At 74.1% G+C, this 21,774-nt stretch carries 4 protein-coding genes; all 4 read left to right on the top strand.

Annotated elements, in window-relative coordinates; translation table 11 throughout:
• The first annotated feature begins 344 nt into the window (after positions 1–344).
• The 4 genes from AC069X_RS14125 to AC069X_RS14110 all read left to right on the top strand — a co-directional run bounded on the left by AC069X_RS14125 (position 345) and on the right by AC069X_RS14110 (position 21,735).
• The gene (locus tag AC069X_RS14125; RefSeq protein WP_478728427.1) at positions 345–1,538 is read left to right on the top strand and encodes an NAD(P)/FAD-dependent oxidoreductase; all 1,194 of its coding nucleotides are present in this window, start codon (positions 345–347) and stop codon (positions 1,536–1,538) included.
• 462 nt (positions 1,539–2,000) lie between these two features.
• Positions 2,001–3,200, top strand: coding sequence for an aromatic ring-hydroxylating oxygenase subunit alpha (locus AC069X_RS14120; protein WP_478728425.1), 1,200 nt, complete (start codon positions 2,001–2,003; stop codon positions 3,198–3,200).
• A complete protein-coding gene (locus tag AC069X_RS14115; RefSeq protein WP_478728423.1) occupies positions 3,197–12,616 on the top strand; it encodes an amino acid adenylation domain-containing protein in 9,420 nt (3,139 codons plus the stop codon). The genes AC069X_RS14120 and AC069X_RS14115 overlap by 4 nt, the downstream gene beginning before the upstream one ends.
• On the top strand, positions 12,613–21,735 hold the full coding sequence (locus AC069X_RS14110) for an SDR family NAD(P)-dependent oxidoreductase (RefSeq protein WP_478728421.1): 9,123 nt from the start codon (positions 12,613–12,615) through the stop codon (positions 21,733–21,735). The genes AC069X_RS14115 and AC069X_RS14110 overlap by 4 nt, the downstream gene beginning before the upstream one ends.
• The last annotated feature ends 39 nt before the right edge of the window (positions 21,736–21,774 follow it).

Below are 21,774 nucleotides of genomic sequence, written 5' to 3'. Positions count from 1 at the left end.
CTGCAAGAATTCAATTTTGCATACCCGTGGATCCTTTATGGAATTATTGCCTCCGGTTTGAATCGTAAGTGTGATGTACGCCACATTCTCAGCGGGATATTGCCAGCAATACCGGGCAAGTCGGACGCAAATTAAGAGGGGTGGATAATCCAGTTGACAGGGAATTGAGATTCCGTCATTACCCGCACATTGCCGATGCTTGACCGGCATCTCCGGGTGTTCATAGCCTTCAGTCCACGCTTATGCCGCTGATCTCGGCGTTTCAGCACCTCAAACCATCTGAGGGGACTCGTATGTACGACGTCATTGTGGTGGGCGGCCGTTGTGCCGGATCACCGGTTGCCATGCACCTGGCCCGACAGGGGCACCGGGTCCTCGTGGTGGACCGGGCCTCCTTCCCCAGCGACACGGTGTCGACCCACTACATTCACCAGGCGGGTCTGCTGCGGCTCCAGGAGTGGGGCCTGCTCGACGAGATCATCGCCGCCAAGACCCCGGCGCTCCGCACGATGAACTACTCCTACCGGGGCATCGAGCTCAACGGGTTCGCCGACCCGGTGGACGGCATCGACGCCGTCTACTGCCCGCGCCGTACCGTGCTCGACGAGATCCTCGTCAACGCCGCCCGCCGGGCCGGCGCCGAGGTGCTCGAAAACTTCACCGTGTCCGACCTCGTCTTCACCGACGGCCGCGTGACGGGCCTGCGGGGACGCGAAGGGGACGGCCCGGAGCAGGAGTTCCGCGCCACCGTCGTCATCGGTGCCGACGGTTTCCACTCCACGGTCGCCAAGAAGGTCGGCGCCGAGCTGTACAACGTGCGCCCCGCGTCGGGCTTCATCTACTACTCGTACTACAGCGGGCTCGAGGACTGGGGCCTGCACCACAGGACCGGCTTCAACGAGAAGTGGTTCGGCACCTGGCCCACGAACGACGGCCTGAACATGCTGGCCGTCATCCTCACGCGTCGCCAGCTCAAGGAGTTCCGCCAGGACGTCGAGGCCGGCTTCCAGGGCGTGTTCGACGACGTCGCCCCGGAGATGGGCATACAGCTGCGCGACCAGGGCAAGCGCGAAGAGGCCTTCAGGCCCATGCGCTACCCGGACAACTACTACCGCCGCGCGTACGGCCCGGGCTGGGCGCTCGTCGGCGACGCCGGCTACCACAAGGACCCCTACACCGGATGGGGCATCACCGACAGCTTCCTGCACGGTGAGCTCCTCGCCGAGCGCGTCCACCAGGGCCTGGCCGGTGAACGGCCGATGGACGAGGCGCTGGCCGAGTACAACAAGCTCCGCGACGAGGAGAGCGCCGGCGTCTACGACTTCACGACGACCCTCGGCGAACTCACCGAACTCCCGCCGTTCTTCCGGGCGACGATGGAGGCGATGAGCAAGACGCAGGAGTGGACCGACAAGATGCTCGGCCTGATCGGCGGCATCGTTCCCGACTACGAGGTCTACGCGCCCGACGCGCTCGAGGCGCTCTACGACGCCGCCGGCACGCCGCAGGACGAGCGGATCTACGACCCGGCCGGATGACGGTCCCGTAGCCCCGGTCCCGACCGGGGAGCGACGGCCGGGCGCGGTTCGGTGAGTACGCCGTCACCAGCGCCCGGCGCCCGGCACCCGCCGCCCCCGCCCCGCGGCACCCGGGCACCGGCAGAAGCCGCGCGTGCCCGGGTGGACCCCGGATCCTGCCGATCCGTCCGCTCCGGTCTCCCCGGTCTTCCCGGTCTCCTCGCATTCCCCGCATTGACCGGCGGACCTCCGGTTCGCCCTCCGCCGCACCGCGCGACCAACCCGGTCGCCCCCGGTGGCCCGCCGGCCGCCGCCTCCGTGCCGTGTCCGGCCGGAGGGTCCGGTACCACGCCACCCGCTCACCGTTCAGCCCCCTTGCCGTCCCGCGCCGCGCGGGCTCCGGTGCGGCCTCCGCACAGGCCCCGGTCCCCCCGGCGTCCGGCATCGCCTCCAAGCGCTTCACCCTCCGAGGGAGCCCCGCAGATGACGCGTGCGTCCAGCATGTTCGACCTCATCAGTGACCAGGACGAGGAAAGGCCCTACTTCGAAACAGGCGGCATCGGCCGGTCGCACGAGTTCTACACCGGCGAGGAGCAGCACCGGCGGGAGATGTCCCGCATCTACGGCCGGCGCTGGCTTCCGGTGGACCACGTCTCCCGCCTCAAGGAGAAGGGCGCCTACAGCACCCTGAACATCGGCACCGGATCCGTCCTCCTCATCCACGGGGACGACGGGATCCAGGCGTACCACAACTACTGCCGGCACCGCGGCTACAAGCTCGTGGAGGAGGCCACCGGCAAGCGCCAGAGCCTGGTCTGCCTCTACCACTGCTGGGTCTACGACCGGAACGGCAAGCTCAAGAGCCTCAACGGCACCTACCTGGACCACTTCTTCGAGAAGGAGAAGAACGGCCTCCTGCCGGTGCGCACCGAGGTCCGCTACGGGGTCGTGTTCATCACCTTCTCCGACGACGCCCCCGACCTCGACGCCTCGCTCGGCGAGTTCGGCGAGTTCGCGAAGGTCTACGAGCTCGCCGACCTGGAGTGCGTCGAGGCGAAGGACTACCCGGTCGCCTCGAACTGGAAGCTCGTCGCGCACAACGTGAACGAGAGCCTGCACTTCCCGACCGCCCACAAGGACCTGCACCGCATCACCGACTTCGACGACGCGGGCACCTACGACCTCAAGGGCGACATCGTCGGGGCGTGGCAGTCGCTCCGCGGCGGCTACAACTCCGTGTCCATGACCGGAGTCAGCGGCCGGACGCCCATGGAGCTGGTTCCCGAGAACGACCGCCTGAAGATCAACTGGATCACCATCCTGCCGAACCTCCTCTTCGGGTTCACGGCCGACTACGTGATGATGCAGTGGGTCTGGCCCGAGACCGCCGGCACCTGCTTCGTCCGGCACTTCTGGCTCTTCCACCCCTCCGAGACCGCCAAGAGCGACTTCTCCCACGAGGCCGTGTTCGCGCTGTGGGACAAGGCGAACTACGAGGACTGGGAGATGTGCGAGCGGACGCACCGCGGCCTGTCGAACCCGCTGTGGACGCCCGGGCAGCTCTCGCTCGACGAGGAGGTCGTCTCCCAGATCGACTCCTGGGTCGCCCGTGAGTGCGCCGGGGACCCGGACAGCGACGCCCGCGGCGAGGACGCCGCCGAGCCCGGGAAGGCCGCGGAGTGAGTACGACAGCCACCTGCTACCTCATCGGCGGCACCCGGGTCCTCACCCAGTGCGGCGCACAGCTCCTCGACGCGGGCGTCCGCATCGAAGGAGTCCTCAGCGACGACCCCGCCGTGGCGGCGTGGGCCGGCGCCCACGAGATCCCGGTGCTCGATCCGCGCGGCGACCTGACCGAGACCCTCTCGGCGAAGCCGTTCGACTACCTCTTCAGCATGGTCAACTTCCGGATCCTGACCGGCCCGGTACTCGACCTGCCGAAGATCGCCGCGATCAACTTCCACGACGGCCCGCTGCCCCGCTACTCCGGCAGCCACGTCCCCGCCTGGGCCCTGTACGAGGGCGCGTCCCGGCACGCGGCCACCTGGCACCGGATGACGGAGGCCGTCGACGCCGGCAGCGTGCTGCTGGAGCGCTGGTTCCCGGTCCGCGACCACTCCACCGCCCTCTCCCTCACGTACGAGACGGCCGAGGCGGGCATCGAGCTCTTCGCCGGTCTCGTCCCGCACGTGGTCGCGCGCACGCTCCCCGAGCCGGTCGACACGGCCGACCGCGAGCGGAGGTTCTACCGCAGGTCCGACCGCATGGCGGGCGGCGGCGTCATCCACGCCGGTACGTCCGCCGCCGAGGCCGTCAGGATCTCCAAGGCCCTCGACTACGGCTCCTTCCCCAACCCGCTCGGCGTACCGACCCTCGTCACCGAACAGGGCGCGGTGTTCGCCCGGCAGGTCAGGCTGATCCCGCGCGAGGACGCCCGTACCGAGACCACCGTGCTGGCGGTGTCCAACTCCGCCATCACCCTGGCCGCCCCCGACGCGGACCTCGTGCTGAGCGACTGCACCGCCGTCGACGGGAGCGCGCTCAGCGGCCAGGCGGCCGCGCAGCGCCTCGGCATCGCCCCGGGAGCCGCGCTGCCCGCCGCCTCGGCGGAGCGTCTGGCGGACATCGCCGCGGCCCAGAAACTGCTGCGGCCCCATGAGCCGTGGTGGCGCGCACGACTGGCGAAGCTGCGCCCGGCCCCGCTGACCGCCGACGACTTCTCCGCGGCCGGCGCCCACTACGGCCGCTACGAGCTGGCCTTCACGCCGGCCTCGCGGGAGGAGGCCGTCGCGGCGGTCCGCGCCTTCCTCACCGTGATCGCGGAGCGCACCGGTGAGCCCGTCTTCGACTTCGCCTGGTCGCCCTCGGCCGCCCGCGTCCTCGCCGACCGGACCCACGGCATCACCGCCGCGCGCCTGCCCGTACGGTTCGACGGCGACACCACCCGGTCCCTGCGGGACAAGCTCGACGAGGCGGCGGCCCACCAGGGCTACGCGGCCGACCTCGAACTCCGGCTCGGCCTTGCCGGACGGCCGCTCGGCGACGACGAGCCGAGCTTCACCCGCGTCATGGTCCTGGACCGCGACGCGGGGGAGGAGGCGTCCGCCGAACCGCACACCGAGATCGCCCTGCTCTGCCTGCAGGACGGCCCCGCGACCGTCTTCGTCCGGGAGACGGCGATGGGTGAGGACGAGGCGCTCGACTTCGCCCTGCGGGTCGAGGACCTGCTCCTGACCTCCCTCCTGCACGGCGAGGAGCCCCCCGCCGGGACCGGTACCGAACCCCACGACGCGGTACGGCCCGCCGAGGCGGGCCCCGCCGACCGGCCCGACGCCGCCACCGCCCCGCCGGAATCCGGAACGGTACTGGACCTGTTCGCCGCCGCGGCGGCCGCCCGGCCCGGAGCCACCGCCGTCCGCAGCGGCGCCCGTACGCTCAGCTACGCCGGCCTGGACGCCTGGGCCGACGCCGTCGCCGCCCGCCTGCACGACGAGGGCATCGAATCCGGCTCGGTGGTCGGCGTCCTCATGGAGCGGGACATCGCCCTGCTCCCGGCCCTGCTCGGAATCCTGCGCGCCGGCGCGGCCTTCCTGCCCCTGGACCCCGGCTATCCCGTGGAGCGGCTCCAGCGGTACGTGGACGTCGCGCGGTGCGACCTCATCCTCACCGACGACCACACCCACGCCCTCGGCGCCTCCCTCGGCCCCGCGCGGGGCATCCCCGGCGCGGACGGCTCGGCGCAGGCCGTGCCGCCGCGGGTCGCGGCCTCCGACCTGGCCTACGTCCTCTTCACCAGCGGCTCGACCGGCAAGCCCAAGGGCGTGGAGGTCGAGCACGGCGCGCTGGCCAACTTCCTCACCGGCATCGGCGCACGCCTCGGCGTGCTGCCCGAGGACACCGTGCTCGCGCACACCACGGTGGCCTTCGACATCTCGCTGCTGGAGCTGCTCCTCCCGCTCACGACCGGGGCGACCGTCGTCCTGGCCTCCCGGGAGACCGCGGCGGACCCGTACCGGCTGGCCGAGCTCACCGCCGACGTCACGGTGGCCCAGGCGACGCCCAGCCTGTGGCGCCTGCTGCTGGGCACCGGCTGGACCCCGCACCCGGGCCTGACCGTCCTCTCCGGCGGCGAGGCGCTGCCGCCGGCCACCGCCGAGCGGCTCCATGCCCCGGCCCGGGCCCTGTGGAACCTGTACGGCCCGACCGAGGCGACGATCTGGACCTCGTGCCACGAGGTCACCTCGGTGGGCTCCTTCCTGCCGCTGGGCGAGCCCCTGCCCCACATGCAACTCCACGTCCTGGACGCCGGGCTGGAGCCGTGCGGGGCCGGATCGACCGGCGAGCTGTACCTCTCCGGCGCCGGACTCGCCCGCGGCTACACCGGGCGGCCCGACCTGACCGGCGACGTCTTCACCGTCCACCCCGTGACCGGTGTCCGGCTCTACCGGACCGGCGACGAGGTGCGCCTGCACGCGGACGGCGCGATCGAGTGGCTCGGCCGGACCGACGCCCAGGTGAAGGTGCGCGGGAACCGCATCGAGCCCGCCGAGATCGAGCGGGTGCTGGAGAGCTTCGAGGGCATCACCGCCGCCGTGGTCGTCGCGGCCCGGTTCGAGGGACGCGGTGAACCGAGGCTCACCGCCTACCTGGTGGGCGACGGAGTCCCGGCCAGGTCCCGGCTCGACGCCTTCGTCGGCGCTTCCCTGCCCGGCTACATGGTGCCCGACGCCTACGTCAGCCTCGACGCCATGCCGCTGACCGACAACGGCAAGGTGGCGCGCGCCAAGCTGCCGCTGCCGACGCGCGACACGATCATCCCCTCCGCCGAAGAGTCTGCCGAAGGGGCTGCCGAGACAGCGGTGGACGCCGTGGAGGCCGCGGACGGCGAGGCCGTGGAGGCCGTGGAAACCGAGGCCGCGGAAGCCGTGGAGTCCCCGGAGCCGCTCGCGGGCGGGGTCACGGCGGAAGCGCTCGCGGAGTCGATCGCGGCCGTGTTCGCGGCCACGCTGGAGCAGCCCGCCTTCGACGTGCACGCCAACTTCTTCGACCTGGGCGGCGACTCGGTCAACGTCACCGCCGCCGCCGTCCGCCTCAGCCGCGAGCTGGGTGCCGACATCACCGCTCCCTCGGTCTTCGCCTCCGGCACCCCGGTCAAACTGGCCCGGCTGCTGGGCGCGGAGGGCGTGGTGCGGCTGCTCGACGGCCCGGAGGCCGAAGGCGCCGCCGCCCCCGTCACCGGGTCCGCGCCGGCCGAGCCCGCCACGACCGTGCCGGCGGTGACCGCCCCGGCGGCCTCCGTCCCGGTTCCGGCCCCGGCGGTGTCCCCTGCCGTAGAGCCCGCCGGGACGGTCGCCGACGACGGCGCCCTGGCCGTCATCGGCATGGCGTGCCGCTTCCCCGGAGCCGCCACACCGGACGAGTTCTGGCAGAACCTCGTCGAGGGGGTCTCCAGCGTCGGGAACGCCCCGGACGGCAAGCGCGGCTGGGCCCACCTGTGGTCCGAGGCCGGTGCCGACGACGTCCGGATGGGCTGGGTGGAGGGTGTCGAGCGCTTCGACGCCGCCCGCTTCGGGATCAGCGACCGCGAGGCCCGCCGCATGGACCCGCTCCAGCGGATCCTGCTCAGCGTGACCGCGGAGGCCCTGGAGAGCTGCGGCCACGACCACACCTCCCTCGGTGCCGACACCGGCGTCTTCGTCGGGGCCATCGCGAGCGACTTCCCGGAGATCGTGGCGCGGAGCATCGGCCACGGCGACCCGCACGTGGCGACGGGCACGGCCCCCTCCATGGTCGCCAACCGGCTGTCGCACGTCTTCGACTGGTCGGGCCCGAGCTTCACCGTCGACACGGCCTGCTCGTCCTCCCTCGTAGCCCTGCACCAGGCGGCCATGCACCTGCGGGCCGGCGAGGTGGACGCCGCCGTCGTCGGGGCCGCGAACCTCGTCCTCACCCCGGCCAAGACGCGCTCGTTCGCCCGCAACGGGATGCTGTCCCCGCAGGGGACCTGCCGCGCCTTCGACGACGGAGCCGACGGCTACGTACGCGGAGAAGGCGCCGGAGCCGTCATCCTCAAGCGGCTCGCCGACGCCGAACGCGACGGCGACCCCGTCCTCGCCGTGATCCGCGGCACCGCCGTCAACCACACCGGCGGCAGCGCCGGCTTCCTCACGGCACCCAGCCGGCCGGCCCAGGAGGCCGTCCTGCGCAAGGCCCTGGCCGGCTCCGGGCGCACCGCGGCCGACATCGGCTACATCGAGGCGCACGGCACCGGCACCCAGCTCGGCGACCTCATCGAACTCGAAGCCCTGCACGCCGTCCTGGGCGGGCCCGCCGACCGCCGGCCGGTCGCCGTGGGCTCGGTGAAGACCAACATCGGGCACCTGGAGCCCGCCGCCGGCATCGCCGGACTGATCAAGACCGTCCTGGCGCTCCAGGCGGGGCACATCCCGCCGTCGCTGAACTTCACCACCCCGAACACCTCCTTCGACTTCGAGGCCTCGCCCCTGTTCGTGGCCGACCGGCTCCAGCCGTGGGGCGGAGGTCCGCGCGTCGCGGGCATCAGCAGCTTCGGCTTCGGCGGAGCGAACGCCCACGCCGTGGTCGAGGCCGGCCCCGCCACGGCAGCGGACGGCGACGAGCCCGGACCGCACCTGCTGGTCCTCTCCGCGGGATCGGACGAGGCGCTGCGCACACTGGCCCACCGGCTCGTGCTGATGCTGCGCTCCGCCTACTGCCCGTCCCTCGCGGCGCTGAGCGGGGCGAGCCGGCAGCGTCCGGCCCAGTCCCACCGGCTGGCGTGCGTGGCGGACAGCGTGGAGCAGCTGGAGGACAAGCTGCAGCTGTTCCTCGCCGGGGTCGGGGACGTCCGTTCCCTCCACGTGGGGGTGGCCGCCCGGGCGGCACGGCTCCACGAAGGGCCCCTCGGCGCCGGAGCGGACCGCCGGGCGCTCGACGCGGCGGCCCGCGCGTTCGTCGACGGCGCCTCGCTGCCCGCCGGGGAGCGACGCCGGTCGGGCGTGCGCTTCCCGACCAGGCCCCAGGCCGAGAAGTACCTGTGGCTGGAGCCGGCCGAGCAGCAGCCGCAGGCCGCCGCCGTGCGGGAGACCGCGCCCGGCCGTACGGGGAACACCTGGACGGAGCACCCGGAGGCGGCCGAGCACGTGGTCCTCGGCAGGCCGACGCTGCCCGGAGCCGGGTACCCCGGCAAGGTCGCCGAGCTCCTCGGCCGCGGCCGGTTCGGCCTGCGCGACCTCACCTTCCGGGCGGCCGTCGAGGCTCCCGCGACCCTCACCGCCGCGCTCGACGGGGACGCGGTCGCCTTCCGCGACGGCACCGGAGCACTGGTCGTCACCGCCGGGGTGACCGCACCGGAGCAGCCCTCGCTCACCGTGCCGGCCGTCGTCGACGGCCTCACCCCCGTCGCGCTCGACGTGATGTACGACGCCTTCGAGCGCGCCGGCCTCAACTACGGTGCGGGCTTCCGGACGGTGACCGAGCTGTCCGTCGCGGCCGGGCAGGCCACCGGTGTGCTGCGCGGCGCCGGACCGGCCGACGGCGCCGTGGACGCCCGGCTGCTGGACGGGGCCTTCCAGATCGCGCTCGCCGCGTGCGGTGCGCAGGGGCTGTACGTACCGTTCGCCGTCCAGCGGCTCACCGTCCTCGGCCGGATCCCCGACACCGCACGCGTGTACGCGCGGCGCGACCGGGACGGCGGGCCGGACGCCGGTCTGCTGACGGCGAGCCTGGTGGTCCTCGACGGGGACGTGCCCGTCCTTGAGGCACGCGGGATCACCTGGAAGCGGCTCTCCCCGGCACCGGCGCCGGGAGGCACGGGAGACGACGCGCGGGACGGCCACCGTGCCGCACCGGCGCCCGCACCGGCACCGGTACCCGCACCCGTACCGGTCCGGGTCCCGGCTCCGGTGGCCAACGGCCACCGTCCCGCGCCGGCCCCCGGCCGCCCGGCGGCCGCGGCCCTCGACGCCGCGCTCGCCCGGTGGGTGGCGGAAGCCCTGGAACTGGACGCCGACGAACTGGAAACGGACCGACCGCTCCAGGAGCAGGGGCTCGACTCGATGCTCGCGGTCTCGCTGGCCCAGGACATCCGGGCCAGGCTGGACGTGGACATCCCCGTGACGCTGGTCCTCGAGGTCGGCACGGTCGAGCGCCTGGCCGCCGAGCTGAGGGACGAGTACGGGGTCACCGCGGCACCCGCCGAAGCGGGTCCTCCGGCCGCGGACGGTGGTCCGCGGACGACCGTTCCCGAGGAGCGCGCGGAGCCGCTCGCGGCCCCCGCCCCGGCCCCCGCCCCGGTTCCCGTACAGGTTCCCGTCCAGGCCCCGGCCCCCCTGCCGGTTCCGGCTCCCGCGCCGGCGGCCGGGGAGACCGGCGCCCCGGCCGGCGGTGACGACGAGCTGCACGACATCGCCGTCATCGGCTTCGACGGGGTGTTCCCCAACGCCGGGAGCCCCGAGGAGCTGTGGCGGGTACTCGTGGAGGGCGAGGACTGCCTGACCGAGGTGCCCGCGTCCCGCTGGGACATCGACTCCTACTACGGGACCGAGGGAACGCCCGGCACCGTCTACCTCAGGCGCGCCGGCTTCGTCGGGGGACTGACCGACTTCGACCCCGGGTTCTTCCGCCTGTCACCCGCCGAGGCGGAGTGGATCGACCCCCAGCAGCGCCATCTCGTCCAGTCGGCCTGGCGGGCCCTGGAGGACGCGGGCCTGGCGGGACGGCCCCAGCGCTCGACCGGCGTGTTCGTGGGCGCCAGCTACCAGCACTACCGCGACACGGTCGTCGGGGACGTCGTCCAGACGGCGGCCGGCCTGGGCAACCACAACGCGATCCTGGCCAACCGGGTGAGCTACTTCCTGGACCTGCACGGGCCGAGCATGACGATCGACACGTTGTGCTCCTCGTCGCTGGTGGCCCTGCACACGGCGGTGCGCAGCATCCGCGACGGCGAGTGCGACCAGGCCATCGTCGCCGGCGTGCACCTGGCCATGTCACCGCAGTACTTCCAGCTCGGCTCGCGCCTGCGCTCGTTCTCCCCGTCCAACGCGCTCCGGCCGTTCGATGCGGGGGCGGATGGTTTCGTGCCGGGTGAGGGTGTGGTGACGGTGGTGGTGAAGCCGTTGCGGGACGCGTTGCGTGACGGTGACCGGATCCGGGGTGTGATCAAGGGCAGTGCGGTCAACCACGGTGGCCGGACGTCCGGGTTGACGGTGCCGAGCAGTGCCGCGCAGCAGGAGGTCATCTCCGCCGCGTTGCGGGATGCGGGGGTGCCGGTCGAGTCGATCGGTCTGGTGGAGGCGCACGGTACCGGTACGGGTCTGGGTGATCCGATCGAGGTGGAGGGTCTGACGCGTGCGTGGCGTGGTGTGACGGGTCGTTCGCAGTTCTGTGCGATCGGTTCGCTCAAGGGGAATGTGGGGCATCTGGAGCCGGCCGCTGGTCTGGCGGGGCTGGTGAAGGTGCTGCTGGCGATGGAGCACGGTGTGGTTCCGCCGTCGTTGCACGTGGTGCGGCCCAATGATCACATCCGGTTCGAGGAGTCGCCGTTCTATCTGGCCGATCGTGCGGTGGAGTGGCCCCGGGGTGGGGGTCCGCGCCGTGCCGCGGTGAGCGCGTTCGGCATGGGCGGGGTGAACGCTCACGTGATCGTGGAGGAGCCGCCGGTGGTGGCGCCTCGGGAGGTGGTGGCGCAGGACTCGTACGTGGTGCGGGTGAGCGCGGCCGACGAGACGGCCCTGCGCAACCTCGCCGACGCCTACGCGGATGAACTGCTCGGCGCATCGGGCGAGATGCTGGGGGACTTCGCGCACACCGCGAACACCGGGCGGGCGGGCCACCGCTTCCGCGCGGTGGTCCAGGGCGCCGACGCCCCCGCACTGACGGCCGCCTTGAAGGAAGTCGCCGCCGGCCGGGTCCCGGCCTCCCGGAAGGGAAGTGCGGCCGGCCCCAACGTGTTCATGTTCACGGGTCAGGGGTCGCAGTACGCGGGCATGGGCCGTGGTCTGTACGCGGCGGAGCCGGTGTTCCGGGAGGCTCTGGACGAGTGCGCCGGCCTGCTGGTGCCGCATCTGGACGTTGCGTTGCCGGAGTTGCTGTTCGGTGGCGCGGCGGGCTTGCTGGACCGGACGCGGTACGCGCAGGTGGGGATCGTGGCGGTGCAGGTGGCGCTGGTGCGCTGGCTGGAGTCGGTCGGTGTCCGCGCGGATGCGGTGGCCGGGCACAGTCTGGGCGAGCTGACGGCCGCGTGGGCGGCGGGAGTGCTGGGGCTGGAGGATCTGCTGCGGCTGACCGCGCTGCGCGGCCGGTTGATGGAGGAGCAGCCGGGGCAGGGTGCGATGGCGGCGGTCCACGCCGACGCCGGCGCGGTGGTGTCGGCGCTGGCCGCGTATCCGGGTGTGGAGGTCGCGGCGTTCAACTCGCCGCGTGTGGTGACGGTTTCGGGGCCGGCGCAGGCGGTGGAGGCCTTCCGTCAGGGTTCGGGGCTGCGGACCACGCCGCTGGTGGTCAGCCACGCTTTCCACTCCGCGCTGATGGACGGCGCGGTGACTCCGTTCACCCAGGCGGTGGCGGGCACGCCGCTGGCGGCTCCGGTGCTGCCGTTCGCCTCCGGTGTCTCCGGCGGGTGGCACACGCCGGAGTCGGCGGCGGATCCCGCGTACTGGGGTCGTGCGATGCGGGAGCCGGTGCGGTTCAGCGAGGCGGTGGCCACGCTGGGCGGGCTGGGCGCGGGTGTGGTCTGGGAGATCGGTTCCCACCCCCAGCTGACCTCGCTCGCGCGGGCTTCGTGGGACGGGGCGCAGCCGGTGTGGCTGACCACCCTGCGGCGTGAGCGCACCGATCAGGCCGAGTTGCACGCGGCCTTGGCGGCGTACGTGAACGGGACCCCGGCCGATCTGGACTGGTCGGGTCTGCACGCCGGCAAGGGGCAGCGCACGATCACCATTCCCACCTACCCCTTCAACCGTCAGGAGCTGGTGGCGCCCGCCGCCCGCCCCTCGGCCCGCCCCGCAGACACCCCGACGAGTCCCGTCAGTCATCCGCTGTTCGACCGTCACTACGAGTACCGGAGCGAGGGACAGTGACGTACCCGGCCGAGACCTACGAGAAGACGTTCACGGGCCAGGAGCCCTTCATAGCCCAGCACCGTTCCGCCGGCACCGGGCTCCTGCCCGCCGCCGTGCAACTGGAAATGGCCATGGTGGGGGTCGCCCGGCGCAGACCGTTCGCACCGCTCGAGCTCACCGACGTGACCTTTCTGCGGCCCCTCACCATCAGCGAGGACGCGGCGGCCCCCGTCCGGCTCGACGTGACCTTCGGGCCGCGGACCCGCTTCGAGCTGAGCACCGTCGTGGCGGGCGAGCGCAAGCCGCTGTCCACCGGTACCGGCCGGCTGCTCCCGGCCGACGTCCAGGCCCCGCCCGCCGGCACCGGCCCGCAGCCGGCCGGCGCGCGGAGCCTCGCCCCGGCCCGGCTGTACGACAGCTGGGCCGGCGAGGGCCTCCAGTACGGGCCGGACTTCCGCACCGTCCAGGAGCTCACCGTCGGGGACGGCGGCGTGGTCCGGGCCACCCTGCGCTCCGACGCCGAGCCCGTGCCCTGGTACGCCCACCCGCTCCTGGTGGACGGGGTGTTCCAGGTCGTCAGCTGCGCGCTCCAGGACCTCACGGGGGCCGACGGCCCCTACCCCATGCTGCCGATCGGCCTCGCCCGCCTCCGGGTCCACACGGACCTCTCGGCGCTGTCGTCCGGTGTGACCGTCCTGGTGCGCCGGACCGGCGTCGACGGAGCGTACGCCACCGCCGACGCGACCGTGCTGGGGCCCTCGAACGAGGTCGCCGCGGAGTTCGAAGGGCTCCGGATGCGGCGGACGACCACCGTCACGCGGCCGACCGCCGCCGCGGCCCCCGCACGATCCGTCGCGCTGCCCATCAGCCGGATCGTCTGGCGACCCGCACCGGAAGACGCCGCTCCCCGGCCCGAGCCGGTGACCGGCACCTGGGTGGTGCTGCACGACGGCGGCACCGACGGGCTGGGCGCGCGCGCCGCCGGGCGGCTGCGCGCCGAGGGCGCCCGCGTGGTGGAGGTCGGCACCGGCCTTTCCGCGCCGCAGCGGCAGGACCGTGACCGGCTGACGCTCGCGCAGCCGGACGAGGAGGCGTTCCGCCGGCTGTGGGAGGAGGTCGGGGACCCGGTCGCGGGTGTCGTGCACCTGTGGAACGCCGACGACGCGGCCGACGGCGTCCGGAGCGAGGAGACGGAGCTCCGCGTCGGCCTCTACGGATGCCTGGCCGCCCTGCGGACCCTCGGCGAGCGGCAGCGCAAGTCCCGCTTCCTCGTGGTGACCCGGGACGGGCAGCCGGTCGCGGACGGGGACCGTCCGGTGCCCGCGCGCGCCGCCCTGTGGGGGTTCCTGCGCACCGCCGCCATCGAGTACCCGGGCCTGCGCCCGCGCCTCGTCGACATCGAGCGGTCCTCCGACGGCGGGCTCACCGCACTCCTGGCGGAACTCGGCGACGGCGCCGCTCCGACCGAGGTCGGCTACCGGGACGGTGTCCGCCGGGTACCCGTCCGGGTCCGCGACCGGTCGGCACACGCCGCGCCGCGTCCCGGGCCGGGACCGGTCAGGCCGGGCGGCCGCTACCTCGTCCTCGGCGGGCACGGCGGCCTGGGCCTGGCCCTCGCCGAACGGTTCGCACGCGAGGGCGCGGGCGTCGTCGCGCTGGTCAGCCGCTCCGGAGCGGCAGCCGCCGGCGAGGACCCGGCCGCCGCGATGCGCGCGTACGGATGCGAGGTCGTCTCCTACCGGGCCGACGTCACCACCCCCGGCTCCCTGGCGGCCGTGGTGGACGGGATGCGGTCGGAGTTCGGCGAGCTGCACGGCGTGATCCACGCGGCCGGCACGCTCAAGGACGGGCTCATCCGCAGCGCCACCGGCGAGGACATCGCCGCGGTGATGCGGCCCAAGGCCGACGGGGTCCGCGAGCTGGCCGCCGCGGTGGCCGGGCAGGACCTGGACTTCGCCGTGCTGTTCGCGTCGGTCTCCGGCACGTTCGGCAACCTCGGCCAGGGCGGGTACGCCGCGGCCAACGCCTACCTCGACGCCTTCGCCCACGCGTACGGCTCGCCGTGGCTGAGCGTCGACTGGGGGCTGTGGGGCGAGGTCGGCATGGGCACCGCCGTCGCCGAGCAGCTGAGGCGGCGCGGTGTCCGGCCCCTCGGCACCGAGGAGGGACTGGACGCCCTGATCGCGGTACTGGGATCCCCGGAGGATCCCCGTCAGGTGGTCGTCGCCCACCCGGAAGCCGGCGACGTGGTCCTCGCGCCCGACGACGAGGAGGCGGTGCAGGGCGCGGTTCAGGAGCCCGCGGACGCTCCCGGAACGCCTTCCGCCGTACGGGAACCGGTCGTCGGGTCCCCGGACGTCGTGGCGGCCGGCGCCGGCTCCGCGGCCGGTGTCGCCGAGGCGCTGGAGCGGTTCCTCGCCGAGCGGCTGGGCCTCGCCTCCTTCGACCGAGACACCCCGCTGTCGGACTACGGCCTGAGCTCCAGCTCGATCATGAGCGTCGAGCTGTCGGAGGAACTGTCGCGCAGGTGGGGCATCCACCTCCCGGCGACCCTCTTCCTGGAGTACGGGGAGTTCACGGAGCTGGTCCAGGCCCTGACCGACCGCTACGGCGCGGCCGTCGCGGTCGCGGCGCCGGAACCCGCCGACCCCGCCGGGCCCGTCCCCGCCCCCGGCGGCCCCGTCCACGCACCCGAGCCGCTCCCGGCAGCCTCCCCGGAGCACCTTCGTCCGGCGCCGCCGCGGCGGCCGGCGTCCGCCGGCCGTGACGCGGACGTCGCGATCGTCGCCGTCTCCGGCGACCTGCCGGGCGCGGTCGGCGGTGCGGCCGGGCTGTGGCCGCTGCTCCGCTCCGGCGGGCACGCGTTCACCGAGGTCCCCGCAGAGCGCTGGGACATCGACGCCCACTTCGAGCCCCGCGGCCCCAGGATGACGGGCACCTACTGCCGGGCCGGCGCCTTCGTCGCGGGCATCGACCGCTTCGATCCGTCCTTCTTCGGCATCTCGGTACGCGAGGCCGAGGACATGGACGTGCAGCAGAAACTGCTGCTGGAACACGCCTGGACGGTCCGGGACGACAGCGGTCTCGCGGACCGCCGTGACATCGGCGTCTTCGTCGGCGCCACCTACACCCACCACCGCGACGCGCAGGGACTGGAGACGGTCGGCCCGCACACCGCGCTCGGCTCCATGAACGCGGTACTGGCCAACCGGATCTCCTACGCCCTGGACCTGACCGGTCCCTCGCAGACCGTCGACACCCTGTGCTCGTCCTCCCTGGTGGCCATCCAGCAGGCGGTCGCCGCGCTGCGCGCGGGCCACTGCGGCGCCGCCATCGTGGCGGCCTGCCAGGTCGGGCTGACCCCGTGGTACTACCGCAGCCTGAGCCAGCTCGGCGCACTGTCGGAAAGCCTGCCCCGGCCGTTCGACGAGCGGGCGGACGGGTTCCTCCCCGGCGAGGGCGCGCTGGCCGTGATGCTGAAGCCCCTGGCGGACGCGGAGCGGGACGGCGACCGGATCTGGGGCGTCATCCGCGGCACCGCCGTCAACCACGGCGGCCGGGGCAGCGCCCTGCCGGTTCCCCGCAGCGAATCGCAGGCCGCGGTGGTCCGGGCGGCTCTGGACGACGCCGGTCTGGCACCGGCGGACATCTCCCTGATCGAGACGCACGGCACCGCGACCCGGCTCGGCGATCCGATCGAGATCGCCGCGCTGACCGAGGTGTTCGGCGGCGATCCGGACCGTGACGGGCCCTGCCACATCGGCACGGTCAAGGGCAACATCGGGCACCTGGAACCCGCGGCCGGGCTCGCCGGACTGCTGAAGGTGCTGCTGTGCCTGCGGCACCGCGAGATCCCGCCCGTCGCCGGCTTCGAGGAGCCCAGCAGCCACCTGAACCTGTCGGCCGGGCCGTTCGTGATCCCGGACGCGCCCCGGCCGTGGACCTCGGAGGGGCCGCGCCGGGCGGGCGTCAGCTCCTTCGGCATGGGCGGCACCAACGCGCACATCGTCGTCGAGGAGTACCTCGGCGAGTCCGCGTACGGGGAGGCCGGCGAGCAGGACCCCCGCGCGACCGCCGCCCGGCCGGACGAGTACCTGCTGGTCCTCTCCGGTCACACCCCGGACGCCCTGCTCCGGCGGATGGAGGACGTACGGCCGCTGCTGCGGGGCACGGAGGACGACCTGGTCGCGCTGTGCCGCTCCAGTGCCGTCGGACGGGACCACCGGGCGCACCGCGTCGCGCTCCTGGGGGCCACGGCCGACGAGCTCGGCACCGCACTGGCACGGGCGCTCGACCTGGCGGACCGGGCAGCCGGCAGCGTCGTCCGCGGCACAGCGGTGCTCGACAGCGCCTCGACGGGGCTCAGCGCTGCGGCCTTCCGCTACGTCGGCGGCGGTTCCGTCGACTGGGCGGCGGTGTACCCGGGCCCGCCGGCGCGCCGCCGGGTCCTGCCGCCCCACCCGTTCGGGGCACGCCCCGTCCCGACGCCCGCGCAGGCCCCGCAGGCCGTGACTCCGCAGGCCGCGGAGGACGTGGCCGCGGCCGTACGGCGGCTCACGGCCGCCCACCGGGTGCTGGGCGAGGACACCGTGCCGGGGGCACTGCCCCTCGCCCTCGGCCTGCGGTCGAGCGGTGTCCTGACCGGGATCGCCTTCACCGGCCGGGGGACCGGAACCCATCCCCTCACCAGCGACCTGGGCGACCCCGCCCGCACCGGCCCGGCCGCCTTCCGGCACGCCGGCCGGGTCATCGCCCGGCTCACCACGGCCGGCGCCCCGACCGGGCCGCTACCCGGCGCCACGGACCTGGACGCCGTGGGGGCCGGACTCGGCCGCACGCTGGAACCGGACGGCCTCTACGCCTGGTTCGCGGCGAAGGGCATGGAACTCGCCGCCCCGCTGCGCTCCATCACCGAGGTGCGGTACGGGCCGGGCCGGGTGCTCGCGCGGATCGGCCTCCCCGCCGACGGCGCGCTGGAGGCGGAGGCGGTGGCGATGGACGCCGCCCTCCAGACCATGGCCGTCCTCACCCTGGCGGATCCCGCCTCCCCCTCGGCCACGTACCTGCCGGTCTCCATCGGCCGGGCGACCCGATGGGCGGACCCGGCGCGCACGGCGTTCGTCCTCCTGGAAGGCGCGGAGCCCGCGAGCGACGGGACCCGGCGCGGCGACGCGACCCTGTTCGACGCCGACGGGCGGGTGCTGGTCCGGCTCGACGGGATCGAGTACCGCACGGTGACGGCGTCCCGGAACGCCCCGTCCCCCTCCGCTCCGGCCACCGGTCCCGCCCACCGCACCCCGCACACCGCGGCGTCGGAGGCGGCGATCACCGCCGTGATGCGCACCGTCCTGCACGACCCGGGTGTCACCGCGACCACCTCGCTGTCGGCCGCGGGTCTCGACTCCATGCTGGCGACGGCCGTCGCGGACGAGATCGAGGAGAAGTACGGGGTGCGGATCGGCCCGATGGACGTCCTGGACGCCGCGGACTGCCGGACGCTCGCCGCACACGTCGCCGGGCTCGCGGCCGACGGGGTGTTCGAACCGGACACGGCCTCCGAGACGGCCCGCGACACGGCCCGCGAGACGGCCCCCGCACGGGGTGCGGCTCCCGCGCCCGCCGAGGTCGCCGCCGCGGTCGCCGAGACCGCGGACCCCCAGGACATGGCGGTCATCGGCCTGGCCCTGGCGCTTCCCGGCGCCCCGGACCCGGAACGGTTCTGGTCGCTCCTCGCCGCCTCCGGCGAGGAGATCCACCCGGCTCCGCCCCACCGCTGGGGCCGCTACGCCGGCGGCGCCGAGCCCGACGTGGGCGGATTCCTCGACAACGTGGAGGAGTTCGACGCCCGGTTCTTCGACTTCTTCCCCAAGCAGGCGGAGGTCCTCGACCCGCAGGCCCGGTGGCTGCTGCGCACCACCTGGGAGGCGCTGGAGTCGGCGGGCCTGCCGCCGAGGCAACTGAGCCCCTCCACCGGCGTGTTCGTGGGCGCCAGCTACCAGCACTACAAGGACTTCAACATCGCGCCCGAGCTCGACGCACCCAGCGGCCTGGGCAACCACAACGCCTTCCTGGCCAACCGGGTGAGCTACTTCCTGGACCTGCACGGGCCGAGCATGACGATCGACACGTTGTGCTCCTCGTCGCTGGTGGCCCTGCACACCGCGGTGCGCAGCATCCGCGACGGCGAATGCGACCAGGCCATCGTCGCCGGCGTCCGGGTCGCCATGTCCCCCCTGCACTACGTCGCGATGCGCAACCTGCGGGCCCTGTCCCCGTCGGGTGCCTCCCGGCCGTTCGATGCGGGGGCGGATGGTTTCGTGCCGGGTGAGGGTGTGGTGACGGTGGTGGTGAAGCCGTTGCGGGACGCGTTGCGTGACGGTGACCGGATCCGGGGTGTGATCAAGGGCAGTGCGGTCAACCACGGTGGCCGGACGTCCGGGTTGACGGTGCCGAGCAGTGCCGCGCAGCAGGAGGTCATCTCCGCCGCGCTGCGCGACGCCGGAGTGCCGGTCGAGTCGATCGGTCTGGTGGAGGCGCACGGCACCGGGACGGGTCTGGGTGATCCGATCGAGGTGGAGGGTCTGACGCGTGCGTGGCGTGGTGTGACGGGTCGTTCGCAGTTCTGTGCGATCGGTTCGCTGAAGGGGAATGTGGGGCATCTGGAGCCGGCCGCTGGTCTGGCGGGGCTGGTGAAGGTGTTGCTGGCGATGGAGCACGGTGTGGTTCCGCCGTCGTTGCACGTGGTGCGGCCCAATGATCACATCCGGTTCGAGGAGTCGCCGTTCTATCTGGCGGATCGTGCGGTGGAGTGGCCGCGGGGTGGGGGTCCGCGCCGTGCCGCGGTGAGCGCCTTCGGGATGGGCGGTGTCAATGCCCACGTGATCGTGGAGGAGCCGCCGGTGGTGGCGCCTCGGGAGGTCGTGGCGCAGGACTCGTACGTGGTGCGGGTGACCGCGGCCGACGAGACGGCCCTGCGCAACCTCGCCGACGCCTACGCCGACCGGTTCGACGCCGTACGCGACGACCGGGAGACCGCCGACCTCTGCCACACCGCCAACACCGGGCGCTCTCCGCTGGAGTTCCAGACCGCCGTCCACGGACGTACGGCCGCCGAACTCGCCACCGCGCTGCGCTCGGTCGCCGCCGGCGCCATCACGCCCGCCCGCGTCGACATCGACCTGACCGCCGAAGCCGCGGCGGCCCGCACCGGGACGGCCGCGGCGCCGCACCGGCCCGCCGGCGCCGCCGAGCTGGCCCGGGCCGGCTACGCGCACATCGACTGGCGTGCGCTCTCCGCCGCCGACGCCCGTGTCACGGACCTCCCCACCTATCCGTTCGCGCGGGGGTCCTACTGGCACACCACCGAGCACGCGGCCGCCGAGCCCGGCCCGGCACCCGCCGCCGAGGCGGTACGCCTCCAGTGGCGCGTCCGGGACCTGACCCCGGCGCCCGCCACCGCGCCGGCCACGGTCCGCCTGGTCACCGCCGACCCGGAGATCGGGCACGCCCTGACCCGGGCCCTCCGTGACCGGGGCACGACCGTCGTCGAGCCCGGCCACCCGGCGGACGCGGCCATCGTCGTCGACGCCCGCGACGCCCGCGACGCCCGCGACGCCCGCGACGCCCGCGACGGCCGCGACGCCCGCGACGGCCGGCCCCTCGACCTGAGCGGCTTCTGGGCCGAACTCGGCGACCTGGTGGCCTCGCTGCCGGCGCACGGCACGCTGCTCCGGGCCGGATTCCACGACGCCGCCGTGCACCCCGGTGAACTCGGCGGCCTGCGCCCCGAGCGGGCCGCCATGGCCATGGCCGTACGGGCCGCCGGAGCCGAGGGCCGCAAGCCCACCGTGACCGTCCACCTGGACCCGGCCGACCCGGCCGAGGTCCTGGCCGGCCACATCGCCGCCGAGTACGCCGCCCTGGCGGCCGGTGCGGCCACCGCAGGCCACGCCGACGGCGGAACGGCCGCCGTCGCCTACCGCGGGGGCCTCCGCTACACGCCCCACTCCGTCCCCGCCGCGGCCGGCGCCCCGTACGCCCTGCCCGCCGACGGGTACTGCCTGGTCACCGGCGGACTGGGCGCCGTGGGACTGCGCCTGACCGAGCGGCTGATCGACCGGGGGGCCAGGCGCATCGGCATCATCGGCCGGTCGGCCGTCGACCCCGCCCACTCCGCCCCCCTGCGGGACCTGGCGGCGCGGGCCGAGGTCGAGTACCTCTCCTGCGACGTGTCCGACCCCGCGGCGCTCGCCGCCGTCGCCGGGCGGCTGGGGCGGCGCTGGGGCCGGCTGATCGGCGTCGTGCACTCCTCCGGCGGGGTCAACCCGTTCGGGGCCGTGCACCGCCGGCCGTGGAGCGACGCCGAAAGGGTGCTCGCCCCCAAGGTCGCCGGCTCGCTGAACGTCGTACGGCTGGCCAAGGAGGAGGGCGCCGACTTCGCCGTCCTCGTCTCCTCGATCGCGGGTGCGCAGGCCCTGGCCGGCCGCGGCCTGGTCGACTACAGCCTCGCCAACGCCTACCAACTGGCGCTCGCCGAGCGGGAGACCGACCCGGTCACCACGGTCACCGCGCACGCGTGGCCCAACTGGACGGGCATCGGCATGAAGGCGGACGAGTCCTTCTCCGCCGCCCACTCGATCGGGGCCGCGGAAGCTCTGGACGCCTTCGCCGGCCACCTCCGGTCGGGCGGCGCCGTGATCTTCCCGGGCAGCACGGCCGCCACCCCGCCCCGGCCCCAGGAGCCCGCCGGGTCCGCCCCGGTCGAGGTGCGGGCCGAGGCTCCCGCCGTCCCCGCACCGGCCCGCGCCGGGCACGACGGCGAGGCGATGCGCGCCCGGGTCAGGGAGGCCTTCGTCCACGTGCTGGGGGAGGACCCCGGCGAGCGCCCGCTGCCCGGTCTGGGACTCGACTCCCTGGCGATCGCCGAACTGACCACGGCGCTCGAACAGCGCAGCGGCCTGACCGTCGACCCCTCCCTGCTGATGCGGGCACGCACGGCCGACGACATCGCGGCCGGACTCGCCGCCCACGCGGCACCGCCCGCCGGCGGTCCGCCCGCCCCCGCCGACGACGACGCGCCGGCCTCCGCCCTGAGCGCCCTGCTGCGCCCCCTGCTCCAGCGGGACGGGCAGCGATGACCGGGCCGCGCACGAGCGGAGAGCCGAACGAAAGGACAA

The organism is Streptomyces sp. NPDC043896 (genome assembly GCF_056435605.1).
The sequence above is the reverse complement of the archived record's forward strand: the minus strand, read 5'-3'. Positions and strand labels throughout refer to the sequence as shown.

Coding starts and splice junctions, on each gene's coding strand:
- AC069X_RS14125 (WP_478728427.1), top strand. CDS start 345: ATGCACCTGGCCCGACAGGGGCACCGGGTCCTCGTGGTGGACCGGGCC.
- AC069X_RS14120 (WP_478728425.1), top strand. CDS start 2,001: ATGACGCGTGCGTCCAGCATGTTCGACCTCATCAGTGACCAGGACGAG.